The sequence below is a fragment of the Marinomonas sp. S3726 genome, assembly GCF_000967665.1.
Classification (GTDB): Bacteria; Pseudomonadota; Gammaproteobacteria; order Pseudomonadales; family Marinomonadaceae; genus Marinomonas.
In genome coordinates this window covers 15,842-28,349 of sequence record NZ_JXYC01000023.1, presented here as the reverse complement: position 1 = coordinate 28,349, position 12,508 = coordinate 15,842, and the positions used below count along the sequence as shown (strand labels likewise).

The following is a 12,508-nucleotide window of genomic DNA, read 5'->3' as shown; positions in this document are numbered from 1 at the left end:
TAATTCAGGAATTAATTATGAGCAAATCACTAACACCTTTTAACTGGCAAGACCCTATGATGCTGGATGCACAACTGACAGAAGAAGAGAGAATGATTCGTGATAGTGCCCATGATTATTGCCAAGAAAAGCTTTTACCAAGAGTGTTAGAGGCAAATCGAAACGAGCGTTTTGATCGTGAAATCATGAATGAGTTAGGTGAGCTAGGTTTATTAGGTGCAACATTACCTGAAGAATATGGTGGCAGCGGTATTAATTATGTGAGTTATGGACTGATTGCAAGAGAAGTTGAGCGAGTCGATAGTGGCTACCGTAGTGCGATGAGCGTGCAATCTTCTTTAGTTATGCATCCTATTCATACCTATGGTAGCGAAGCGCAGCGACAAAAGTATTTACCTAAGTTAGCAAGCGGAGAATGGGTTGGTTGCTTTGGTCTAACTGAGCCAGACTCTGGTAGTGATCCTGCTTCTATGAATACCCGAGCGATTCAAGTGGAAGGTGGTTATCGTCTAACAGGTAATAAGATGTGGATTACTAACTCACCCATTGCAGATGTCTTCGTCGTTTGGGCCAAACTTGAGGGCGTGATTCGTGGATTTATTCTTGATAAAGGTATGTCTGGTTTATCTGCTCCAAAGATAGAGGGTAAATTTTCTCTGCGAGCTTCTATTACTGGTGAAATTGTCATGGACGATGTTTTTGTACCGGAAGAAAATATCTTCCCTGACATTAAAGGTTTGGCAGGACCTTTTGGATGCTTGAATAAAGCAAGATATGGCATTGCTTGGGGTGCGATGGGCGCGGCTGAATTTTGCTTTGAAGCAGCGCGTACTTATACCCTCGATCGTAAACAATTTAACAGACCACTTGCGGCCAACCAATTAATACAGAAAAAGCTCGCAGATATGCAAACTGATATTAGTTTGGGGCTACAAGGCTGTTTACAGATGGGCAGATTAATGGATCAGGAACAATGCCCCGTAGAGCTCATCTCCCTCATGAAGCGAAATAATTGCGGTAAAGCTCTAGATATCGCACGTGTGTCCCGTGATATGCATGGGGGTAACGGTATCAGCGATGAGTTTGGTGTTATCCGTCATGTGATGAACTTAGAAGCGGTCAATACCTATGAAGGTACACATGATGTGCACGCATTAATTCTAGGGCGTGCGATAACAGGCTTACAGGCATTTTGCTAATGAAAACGCCATTAGAGAATATTCGTGTATTGGATTTGAGCCGAGTCTTGGCTGGTCCTTGGGCATCGCAAATGCTAGCTGATATGGGGGCTCATGTTATTAAAGTTGAGCGCCCTAAAAAAGGTGACGATACTCGTTTTTGGGGGCCTCCATTTATAAAAGAGGCAAGTGCTGATCAGCCGCCACAAGCCGCATACTTTCATTGTGCGAATCGTAATAAAGAGTCGATAGCAATCGACATTCGTACCCAGCAAGGTCAAGCCGTTATTAAGTCTTTGATTGCCTGTTCTGATGTTCTGATTGAAAACTATAAAGTCGGCGGACTGGCTAAGTATGGGTTAGATTATGAGACTGTTCATAAACTCAATCCTAGACTTATTTATTGCTCTATTACCGGGTTTGGCCAAAGCGGCCCCAGTGCTCATAAAGCTGGGTATGATGCCATGATACAAGGCGAGGGCGGCTTAATGAGTCTGACAGGTGAGCCTGATGGTGAACCAATGAAAGTAGGCGTTGCACTTGTAGATGTGATGACTGGCCTCTATGCATCAAATGGAATACTCGCAGCGCTAATGGCCCGTCATACGACGCAATTGGGGCAGCACTTGGATATAGCCTTGTTAGATGTACAAATGGCGACATTGGCCAATCAAGGAATGAACTATCTTGCTAGTGGTGAGAACCCCAAGCGACAGGGTAATGGTCACCCTAATATCGTTCCTTATCAAACCTTTGCAACACAAGATGGTAATGTGATTCTCGCTATTGGGAATGATGAACAATTTGCCAAGTTTTGTATTCAAGCTAAGCTTGGCTCTCTACTCGATAATGATAAGTTTAAAACCAACGAACAAAGAGTCATACATAGGGATAAACTCATTCCTATTATTGCAGCCAGATTAGCTGAAGAAACCATGTCTTTCTGGATTGAGTCCTTAGAGCAGGTTGCTGTGCCCTGTGGTGCGGTTAATACACTTGATAAGGTATTTAACCATCCACAGTTAAAACATAGAAAAATGGTAAGAGAACTTCCTGATAAAAAAGGGGAAAAGTTTGCCAGTATTGTATCGCCTATTAATCTGTCATCAACGCCCCTTTGCTATAAAAGTGCACCGCCAGATTTAGGGCAAGATAGCCATAAAATTTTGCAACAAACCTTGGGTTTAGAGCAGGATGAGATTCAAGCCCTGTTTGAGTCTGGCGCAGTGGGTTAATTCAAAACATCTGGCTAGCCTTTATGGTAAGGATTTAAAGGCTAGCCATAGTCCAAAACTAGCTTAACCAAGGGCTAACGAGATTTATGCTTTTAGTATTAAAGTTATCTAATAAATAGTTTCAATTTGCTTACCACAGTGTTTTTCAAAAAGTCATGGTCATTCTAAATGACACTCGTTACCTTGCCTGACATTCATCTTCCTTGTTGAAATCAGTTACCTATGAGAATTGAATTAAAACTTAATTTGCCTGTCTTTATAAGGCTCCATTTTCAATCAACCTCTAGAACAGAGTAATTTATGAAACGCAGGAAAGGATATCCAATGCAAAAAAGACTAATATTTCTATGCTTAATAAAAAGTGTGTTTTTAAGCCAATTAACCTTTGCAGGTAAGCTTGAAAATACCGCTTATACACTTGAACGTGATGACGAATCTAGCATCACTTTTTATCTAAAAAAACAAACTAACCCAGCTGAAAACTTACTCTTAATCATTCAAGGGTCCGACTGTAATAGTGTTTATCACAACAACACTATTAATAACGTTTTCTCTGCGAGTTTGAAGGATAAAGATGTATTAACCATAGAAAAATATGGCATTGATAAGAGTCTTAAGTGGCGAGTTGATAATGAGAGACAAGACTGTCCACAAGACTACATAGATCAAGATTCTCCATCTCAAAGAGTAAAGGATATTAAACACGTTTTAGAGCATGTTATGGCCGCTAAACAGTATAAAAACTTGGCTGTTTTAGGCGGCAGTGAAGGAGCCTTGGTAGCAAATATCTTATCAGCTCAATTTGAGAAGGTTACTCATACCATTGCCATTAATGGTGGAGGAAGATGGTTTCTAGATGATGTTCTTTATAATATTGAACACACTTCGATGGATGGAAGTGATGAGTCACAGAAACAGGGCTTTATAGGTTTTACTCAACATATTTTAAATAGCCCTAAATTTGATCTAACTATGAGTGGTCATGGCTATCGCTGGTGGCGTGAAATGCTTGAAATAGATCAAACTGAGGCGATTAGGCAGATAGATAATCCTATATTAATTATTCAAACTGAAGATGACCAAAATGTATCTCCAAAACTTGCTTTGCAACAAACTCAAATTTTAATGGCAACCAAGGATAATATCTTATATAAAGCCTATCCAAATTTAGATCATGGTTTTAAACGAGCAAGCGGTGTGTCAGAAGCCCATCGTGTCGTTGCTGATATACAAGCTTGGCTTAATCAAACTCTTGATTGAATAAAAGCAGTTGAAAACAAATTTAAGGATGAAGGAAGTGAAAGAAGGTAAGGCGTTTTTAGAGTCTAAAAGACTGAAACTAAGGCAATGGCAAGAAAGTGATTTAGTCGCTTTTGCCAAACTCAATAGCGACCCCAAAGTCATGAAGTTCTTTCCAAACCCATTAGGTAGAGAGCAAAGTGATAAACTGGCAGAGCGATTAAAGGCGAATATTAGTGAAAATGCTTATGGTCTTTGGGCTTTGGAGCTATTAGAAAGCAATACTTTTATCGGCTTTGTTGGATTAAATAAAGTGGAGGTAGGAACAGGAATTCCAGATGCTCCTATGGTTGAGATAGGCTGGCGTTTAGATGCAAGTCATTGGGGCAAAGGGTATGCACCGGAAGCTGCGAAGTTAGCATTAGATTACGCTTTTAGAGAACTAAAACTGGATGAGGTATATTCCTTTACCAGCTTATTAAATGAACCTTCTCAAAGAGTGATGCAAAAGATTGGTATGCAAAATACGAATCAAGATTTTGATCATGGGATGTTAGAAGAAGGGCATAGACTAAGGCGTCATTGCCTTTACAGAATATCATCCGATGATTGGCTATTAACAAAGTAATTTTTTAGGCTTTAAGTGATTTAGAAACAAAATTAGTAAATTAAAACATTAACTTGCCAGCATTGTGCTAGCCTTAGGTGAATCGATTGCTAGGGGGATGTTGATGAAGTACCTATCTTTAGTTTTAATGCTATTTTTTTCTTGGCCACTTTTTGCTCAAACTCATGAAACATTAGATTTAACTCAATCCTGGGTAGGTTATACCGCTCTTGGAATATTTACTTGCGCCTATGTGTTCGTCATCTTAGAGGAGAAACTAGGCTTACGAAAATCCAAACCCGTTTTGATTGCGGCGGGTTTAATTTGGATTCTATTGGCTTATGTATACAAGAATGCGGATAAATCAGAACATATTGAAGATGCCATCCGCCATAATTTTTTAGAATACACTGAGCTATTCTTCTTTTTATTGGTCGCAATGACTTATATAAATGCCATGTTAGAAAGAGGGGTATTTGCCCAACTGCGTAACTGGCTTATTAATAAAGGCTATTCTTATCGGTCTTTATTTTGGGTAACTGGCATACTTTCCTTCTTCATCTCACCTATTGCAGATAATTTAACCACAGCCTTGATTATGTGTGCTGTGGTGATGGCCGTTGGCGAAGGGCATAGTAAGTTTATCGGTGTTGCCTGTGTCAACATTGTTGTTGCGGCAAATGCTGGTGGTGCTTTTAGCCCATTTGGTGACATAACCACACTTATGGTTTGGCAAAAAGGTGTCATTGCCTTTACTGGCTTTTTTGACTTGTTTATTCCCTCTCTTGTTAACTATCTTGTGCCTGCCTTTATTATGCAGTTTGCAATTGCTAAAGGTTGCCCTATGTCTTCCGTTACCAGTGAAAAGGTGATGAAGTTCGGTGGGAGCACAACGGTATTACTCTTCCTTCTCACTATATTGACCGCCATTTGTTTGCATAGCTATCTTCATATACCGCCTGTTTTTGGCATGATGCTGGGCCTTGGCTATTTAAAACTTTATAGTTTCTACCTAATACGTAAATCGAACCAATGGACGTTGCAAACAGAAAACCCACCAGGTTCTGAAGATGACCCTTACAACTTCGATGTATTTGATAAAATAGCTCAATCTGAGTGGGACACTTTATTCTTCTTCTACGGCATTATTCTCGCTGTTGGTGGTTTAGGTTTGATTGGTTATTTAAGCCTTACGTCAACCTTTTTATATGGGGAGTTAGGAGCAACGCAGGCCAATATTCTTGTGGGTATTTTGTCTGCTATTGTCGATAATATTCCTGTCATGTTTGCCGTTCTGACTATGGCGCCAGATATGTCATACAGCCAATGGCAGTTAGTTACTTTGACCGCGGGTGTTGGCGGGAGTTTATTATCGATAGGTTCAGCAGCAGGGGTGGCTTTAATGGGTCAGGCTAGAGGCCAATATACCTTCTATTCCCATTTAAAATGGACACCTGTGATTGCGTTAGGCTATGGGGCGAGTATTTATTGTCACCTGCTAATAAATGGATAAAGCCCAAATGACTGGGCTTTATCCATTGGTTTAAATGCTTTTAGACCTTAAAACGCATAACAAGCTGGTTTAACGCATGAGATAACCCCGTTAAATCCTGACTACTGTCTGAAAGTCCATTTGCCATATCTAGGCTAGCGTCTACAGAGCTTTGTATTTCAGTTGCATTGCGACTGATTTCATTTACTGCAATAAGTTGTTGCTCAGTTGCCACTGCGACCTGATGGTTAGTCTCGTTCATTGATACAATCTGTTCCGCAATTTTATTAAGAGAGGCGGTTGACTGCTGAACTGACTCGGCTCCTTCAACCGCTTTAGAGCGGCCATTTTGAGACGCTTTAAGTGCCTTGCTTGCCTCAGCTTGTAATTGATTGATCATCTCTTGGATTTCATCTGTTGACTGTGCCGTCCTTTGAGCTAAGGCTCTTACTTCGTCTGCGACAACTGCAAAGCCTCGTCCTTGTTCACCAGCACGAGCTGACTCAATCGCAGCATTTAAAGCAAGTAGGTTAGTTTGCTCTGATATGTTTCGGATTACCTCTAAAATGCTACCAATCTGATCTGTCTTTTTAGCAAGCTCTGAAACCGTCTGGTTAATTTGGTCACTTTCATCAGCTAAGTTCTCTATGATGTTCTTAGCTTCTGACGCAAGTTTTAACCCTTCGTTTACTTCGGTATTAACCTGACTCGCTGCCTCCGCGGCGTGAGAGGCATTATTTGAGACTTCACGTACTGTTGCTTCCATCTCAGTAATGGCTGAGACGACCAATAAGGTTCGATCACTTTGCAATTTAGCATCTTCACGAATTCTGTCAGAAGTGGCAGAGATACCTTGTGATGCTTGGTTTAACTTATCACTATCTTGCATCACTTGTTTTACAAGGTGCTGAATCATTTGCACAAAGTTATTAAAGCCTTTACCTATATTGGCAATTTCTAAAGCACCATCTGTATTTAATCTATGGCTAAGATCCCCATCACCTTCTCCAATTTCTTTTAAGTTGTCTGCAACGGCCCCAAGTTGGAAAACTAACTTAGCGGCAATGATTGACGCGGCTAGGGCACTGATAGCACTTAAGGCAATACCAAGTACGAGCAAAATTTGTCCCATACTGGTTACAGGGCCGTAAATTGAATCATTGGGGATCTCGGCAATAAGGTACCACCCCATAGAAGGAAGGTAGTTACTCGCAATAACACTATGGCCATTGTCTAAGATATTGAGCTCATTCTTGCTTAATAATTTGGTGCTTATGTTTGTATCATATAGGCTGGTTAAATCTGCTTTTTCTAGCAGTTGAGTGTCTTTATGAACTTTTACTTTACCGTTTTCATCAACGAGGTAAACAAAACCTGAATCGCCAATTTTGAAGTTTTCCAAGTAGTCTGTCATATGGTCTAGCTTCATTCCAAAGCCAGCTAAGCCACGTCCATTTAAATTTTGGTAGTTAGCAAATAAAATGACGCTATCACCACTCTCACTTCTATCAACATTCATATTTGAATCAAGACCTGATTGAGTGAAATTGAAAAACCATTGATCTTTATCTTGTCTCATTTTTCTGAGAAAGCCATTCTGATCCCAGTACTTACCTGTTTCTCTATCGGCCCAAGAGGCTACCTCAAGGTTAAACTGCTTTTTAATGTCTTTAAGTAAGTGAACTAAATTTTGCTCCTCACTTTCTGGAAACCCTCTTTCAACCCAGTTAAGAATGAACTGGTTATTGGCTAAGGTTTCAGCCGTTGCGGTTAGCAGTTCAATTTCACTGTCTATTTCGCTTTTTATCTGAGCGATTTGAGCAGGTAGTTCTGACACCATAACTCGCTCTAATAGAACGCTTCTTGCTTGATAAAAACTAAGAAGCCCCATTGTCATTGTGGTGATAATAACTGCAAGGACAAAAGCTAAAATTAGTCTGAGTTTTAGGGTCATAATGTGCTCCGAGGAATAAAGAGGCTGACCATAAAAATTCTAAAAAATCACAAAATCTGATTTAGGTCATTGAAAATTATGGCTGATGAGGTTTTAAAGCATAGCGATAATAATAAATTAAAACAATCTGACCGATTGGTCCAACTTTGAAAGAAAGAGAAAACGAAACCATTTAAATCATAAATAATGTTTAAATATCAATGGTTTATGTCTTATTTCAAGGTGGAACGTAAGAAAATGTAACTCATCCGAATAGATGTCAAAATGCATAGCATTTTGCTTAGTAAATAAACTCTCTATCTGGAAGGCTTTTCGTGTTTGGTGTTAGGAATACAATTTTATCTGTAATCAGCTAAGAGTTAAATCGAAGGAGTGTATGACAGCTTTGACTCGATTTGATTGATAGGTTTATTCAAATAGTGACTTTTAAAAAGTAAAGGTTTTCGTAAAACATGCTTTTTGTCATACAAAATGAAAACCAAAATGTGAGCTTTTTGCCATCAAAACTGTCTAATTTTTGAGCTTGTTTGATAGTGAGTCCTGTTCAGTAGTAATTCAAAAAACCGTCTTTTAGAGTAATTAGCAGCTTTTTATGACGACCTTTTTTAGATCTGTTAGATCTTATTCTTCTTTAAGTGAAGAAAGTATTAGGGCATCAGAACAAGCAATTAAGCGAATAAATCTAGATATTCTTTACTCAAAAAGTAAATGGAATTTTGGGTTTAAATATTCAAACCAGATGGATAGGTAGTATCAAATGACACTTAATAAAATAACAGCTGCGATATGTACTTTACTGGCATGCAACCTTTATGCAGAAGAACAACAGTCTTGGATTGTGACTGATGGAAGTAATGAAAAGACAGTAACACAAATGAAAATCATGGACTCTGCGTCAAATATTGAAAGTATAGCGAGTCAAAAAGGCGTTAATATTTATAAAATGAACAGCTCGGATGCTGCGACTTTTTCTAAAATGTTACATCTGAATAATCATAGATGTGGTGGTTATACTCGCCATAACAGCTTAGCTGAAGCTGAAGCTGCATTGGCTCAAGTGCAAGCATCTGAAGCAGATACGCTAATTGCAACCAGTTATAGTATTAATAATGCAGCAAACGTTACACCTATGGTTGATGCTGTAAATGCTTCTAATATTGCAATGACAATTGAACATCTATCTACTTCATATACTAACCGTTTTTATACAACAAGTTCAGGGTTAGAGTCAGCACAATGGATTCATGATAATTGGGCTTCTATAGCATCAAGTCGTAGCGATATTTCTGTTGAATATTTCGAGCATGCCAGTTGGGATCAACCATCCATCATTTTGACAATTAATGGTACTGACGACACTGATGAAGTGGTTGTACTAGGTGCTCACATTGATTCGACTGTAGGTAGTTCAACCGGTGAAGGTACCTATGCGCCAGGTGCCGATGATGATGCTTCTGGTGTTGCTGTTTTAACAGAGGCCTTAACCGTTCTTGTCGATCAAGATTATCATCCGCAAAAAACTATAAAAATTATGGGTTATGCAGCTGAGGAGGTAGGTCTTTTAGGTTCTGATGCCATTGCCAAAGATTATAAGGATCGCGGTGTAAATGTGATTGGTGTCATACAGTTTGATATGACCAATTTCCATGGTTCGTTTGAAGATATTACCATTTTTACAGATTACACTAACAGTTCGCAAAATAGCTTTGTTGTAGATCTAATTGAAACTTACCAAAACATTGAAGTCGGCTATTCTAGCTGTGGTTATGGTTGTTCTGATCACGCGTCTTGGTATCAGCAAGGTTTTGCTGCTTCCATGCCATTTGAAAGTAGTATGAGTGATATTAACCCTAATATTCATACTTCACGGGATACCTTAGCTAATAGTGATGCGAACGCGACGACCTCTGTGCCATTTGCTAAGTTAGCCTTGTCCTATATGGGGGAGCTTGCAAAAGGGAGCATTGGTAATAATCCAAACCCTGAAGAGCCAGAGGTTGAAGTCGTTAACTTCTCAGGTTCTGTGAGTCGTAATGAAGAAGCTCAGCTAGGTTCAGTTCCAGCTAAAGCGGGCACAGATGTGATTGTTGAAATGACAGGTACCAATGATGCTGATTTGTATGTGGCCTTAGGTAGTGAAGCGTCAACTAGCAACTGGGAATGTCGCCCTTATGCAAGTGGCAGCTCAGAAAGCTGTACTGTGACAGTGCCTGCAAATGGTGATGAGCCATATATCATGGTGAGAGGTTATAGCAGTCGTTCCTCAAGCTACAATATCAGCGCAACATATACACCAAAATAGTTTAACTTATTCGCATTGAGATCTCGCTTTTTAAAGCAATAAAAGACTCTTATCAGCGAAAGTAAAACCTGAAGAGCACCTTATTTTGTAAGGTGCTCTTTTTGTTCAGGTTAAAGACACTTAGCAAGTTCTGATGGTTAGTTTGGCAGAACAGTGAATTGAATTATGTTTAGCTGAAACAGGATAATTGAATTAGCTTGACCGAAGTTACAATTGCGTGGAGACTTTCTGCAACAATAATGCAAAATAGGAGCTTGTTTGGTGCATAAAGAAACCATTAATTGGGATGATGTTAAATTCTTTTTAGCTTTAAGTCGTTCTGGTAGTGCGAGGGCAGTGGCAGAAGAATTCGGCATGAGTCATTCAACGATTTCTCGTCGTATTGATCAGTTAGAAAAAAGTTTAGGTAGTAAGCTTTTTAATCGTAATGTTTCTGGCTATCAGATGACAGAAGATGGTTTAGCCTTATCTCACTATGCCAAAGAAGCAGAAGAGGCGATGAGAGGTGCAGAACAAGTTCTAATGGGCAAGGATGCCAAACTGGTTGGGAATCTGCATTTAACCACGCCTGATGTAATTGCTAATAAACTTCTTATGCCGGAGCTTGCACGTTTTAGCAAAGAGTTTCCCCAAATCAACTTGAATATCACTGTTTCTAGCAACCGCTTTGATTTATCTCGTTATGAAGCCGATATTGCTATCCGTTTTATTGAAAGAGGTGCTGTACCTCCAGAAAACTTAATAGGACGTAAGTTATCAGATGTTGCAACCTGTTTATATGCAACGCCTGCCTATTTAGCTGAGCATACTTTGCAAGGTGAAACTATTACTGCGCGTTGGCTAGGTTGGACCGCAGAAAAGCAGCCTGATTGGGTGTTGAAGTCACCTTACCCTGATGTTCCTTGTATTCATACATTTAACCAAGGTTTACTTCACCTTGAAGCCGTTAAAGCTGGGATGGGAATGGGGATGTTCCCTTGTTTTTTAGCTGATAAATGTTATGAATTAATACGTATTCCTGATGCTAAACCACAACTTAATTATGAAATTTGGCTATTGTCTCATCCAGATTATCGAGAAGTAGCAAGATTAAGACGTTTTAAGCAGTTTATCTTGGAAGTTTTTGCTAGCAAACAAAGCACCTTGGTTAATTACAGCTAATAAACAACCACCTTGGCTTGTTATTTGCTGAATCCTATAACGTGTAGTTTTTAGGAGAAGCATAATGAAAATTTATAATGTGCTGTCAGAGACTAATTATAAGCAAATGGTATCAAGCTCATTTGTTTTTGGCTTGGTGAGTGTCACTATTTCGACACCTGTTTTTGCTAGTGATTTTTTAGATGACTGGCAAGATCAGCTCAACGTGCGAACTTATACTGATGCTAGAACGGACGATAATGCAAATGAAGGTGCGAGTTTATGGAATATAGATTTAGGCGCGGATAAATACAGAAAAGAGCTCTACGAGCGACCTACCTCAACGATGAATAGCGAATTAGGCGGTTTGCCAGCTGCTGAAACTTATTATGAGTTTTTAGATATTTCAACGGCAAGTGTGGCCCTTGATAAAGAGAATGAACATGCTTATTTCTCTATCGATTTGGTAGGTGATTCTTCTATTAATTCGGGTGTTTCTACCTTAGAAGGTTTCAATGAAACTTATAGGGTAAGGGTTTCTTCTCGGGATAATTTTGCCGCTTCTAATAATGAATCAGTAACGGGTTATATGTTTGCAGTAAGTGGCGCTGGAGATAGCCTAACGGATTCATTTTTAAGTGAAAATGCTTTTGATAATACCCAAGCTTGGTACGACGATCCACTTGATGGAGGGGTCACGGGCACAGGACTTACCGTCACTGATGAAAGCACATTCGGTTATTCAGAATTAACAAGTTTGGGTGGTTCATCTGACATCAGTGCTCGTCTAGTTGATAACTCTATTCAGCTAGCAATTGATTACGGCAATTTGGATATCGATAAAAGTGTTTTTAGAAACATTTTATTTGAGGCTAATAGTGGCGATACAGATCCTTTAAATGCCTTTTTAAATGATGAGTATAGTGAGATAGAAGCAGGGTCTCCTTATGAGTTAACGAATATCCCAGATAGTATTTATGAGATTGATACACTTAAAGGTTCACGAGGAGGTGGTGGGTTAAAAGGTGCTCCAGCAAGCGCGATTGGTTCCGGCTCTACTGCTATTATGCTTTTCATTAGTCTATTTATTTCAGCTCGACTTAGGTTAAAAAAACTAGGTATTAAGTGTAAATCTCGTTTTTCAATATGACTCTTATAATGCTACTTATTTTGCGTAAGTCTTAATTTGAGAAAAATATGAAGAAAGATTAGCTTAGCGTTATAGCAAGTTTTCTAAATGAAACTAGGTTGGATAAATTCAGTGCTATTACATATATTGATGACAGGTTTGTCTCTTTTGCAGCATAAATTAGATAAAACTGATTCATGGTAACTGCACATTATTGATATATGCTTCGAAA

The 12,508-nt window shown here is 39.2% G+C and carries 9 protein-coding genes; 8 read left to right on the top strand and 1 reads right to left on the bottom strand.

What is annotated here, in order from left to right:
* Window positions 1–17: 17 nt before the first annotated feature.
* The 5 genes from TW85_RS17300 (at window position 18) to nhaD (ending at window position 5,772) form a co-directional block, all read left to right on the top strand.
* A complete protein-coding gene (locus tag TW85_RS17300; RefSeq protein ID WP_046018392.1) occupies window positions 18–1,199 on the top strand; it encodes an acyl-CoA dehydrogenase in 1,182 nt (393 codons plus the stop codon).
* Entirely contained in the window at window positions 1,199–2,413 is a 1,215-nt protein-coding gene (locus TW85_RS17295) for a CaiB/BaiF CoA-transferase family protein (RefSeq protein WP_046018391.1), read from the top strand. The genes TW85_RS17300 and TW85_RS17295 overlap by 1 nt, the downstream gene beginning before the upstream one ends.
* A gap of 324 nt (window positions 2,414–2,737) precedes the next feature.
* A complete protein-coding gene (locus TW85_RS17290; protein WP_046018390.1) occupies window positions 2,738–3,673 on the top strand; it encodes a prolyl oligopeptidase family serine peptidase in 936 nt (311 codons plus the stop codon).
* Between the two features lie 28 nt (window positions 3,674–3,701).
* Window positions 3,702–4,280 (top strand): GNAT family N-acetyltransferase, encoded by a 579-nt coding sequence (locus tag TW85_RS17285; protein ID WP_046018389.1) that lies wholly within the window; start codon window positions 3,702–3,704, stop codon window positions 4,278–4,280.
* Between the two features lie 97 nt (window positions 4,281–4,377).
* Entirely contained in the window at window positions 4,378–5,772 is a 1,395-nt protein-coding gene (gene nhaD / locus TW85_RS17280; protein WP_084616409.1) for a sodium:proton antiporter NhaD, read from the top strand.
* Window positions 5,773–5,812: 40 nt separating this feature from the next.
* Here the strand turns inward: nhaD and TW85_RS17275 are convergent, their stop codons facing one another.
* On the bottom strand, window positions 5,813–7,705 hold the full coding sequence (locus TW85_RS17275) for a methyl-accepting chemotaxis protein (RefSeq protein ID WP_046018387.1): 1,893 nt from the start codon (window positions 7,703–7,705) through the stop codon (window positions 5,813–5,815).
* Window positions 7,706–8,462: 757 nt separating this feature from the next.
* Between TW85_RS17275 and TW85_RS17270 the strand changes: the two genes are divergently transcribed.
* From TW85_RS17270 to TW85_RS17260, 3 genes are all read left to right on the top strand, one after another.
* Window positions 8,463–10,007, top strand: a complete 1,545-nt coding sequence (locus TW85_RS17270) for a M20/M25/M40 family metallo-hydrolase (protein WP_046018386.1) — start codon at window positions 8,463–8,465, stop codon at window positions 10,005–10,007.
* A gap of 261 nt (window positions 10,008–10,268) precedes the next feature.
* Window positions 10,269–11,168 (top strand): LysR family transcriptional regulator, encoded by a 900-nt coding sequence (locus tag TW85_RS17265; RefSeq protein WP_052702270.1) that lies wholly within the window; start codon window positions 10,269–10,271, stop codon window positions 11,166–11,168.
* A gap of 64 nt (window positions 11,169–11,232) precedes the next feature.
* Window positions 11,233–12,297 (top strand): hypothetical protein, encoded by a 1,065-nt coding sequence (locus TW85_RS17260; protein WP_046018385.1) that lies wholly within the window; start codon window positions 11,233–11,235, stop codon window positions 12,295–12,297.
* Window positions 12,298–12,508: the final 211 nt, after the last annotated feature.

Coding starts and splice junctions, on each gene's coding strand:
- TW85_RS17300 (WP_046018392.1), top strand. CDS start 18: ATGAGCAAATCACTAACACCTTTTAACTGGCAAGACCCTATGATGCTG.
- TW85_RS17295 (WP_046018391.1), top strand. CDS start 1,199: ATGAAAACGCCATTAGAGAATATTCGTGTATTGGATTTGAGCCGAGTC.
- TW85_RS17290 (WP_046018390.1), top strand. CDS start 2,738: ATGCAAAAAAGACTAATATTTCTATGCTTAATAAAAAGTGTGTTTTTA.
- TW85_RS17285 (WP_046018389.1), top strand. CDS start 3,702: ATGAAGGAAGTGAAAGAAGGTAAGGCGTTTTTAGAGTCTAAAAGACTG.
- nhaD (WP_084616409.1), top strand. CDS start 4,378: ATGTTGATGAAGTACCTATCTTTAGTTTTAATGCTATTTTTTTCTTGG.
- TW85_RS17275 (WP_046018387.1), bottom strand. CDS start 7,705: ATGACCCTAAAACTCAGACTAATTTTAGCTTTTGTCCTTGCAGTTATT.
- TW85_RS17270 (WP_046018386.1), top strand. CDS start 8,463: ATGACACTTAATAAAATAACAGCTGCGATATGTACTTTACTGGCATGC.
- TW85_RS17260 (WP_046018385.1), top strand. CDS start 11,233: ATGAAAATTTATAATGTGCTGTCAGAGACTAATTATAAGCAAATGGTA.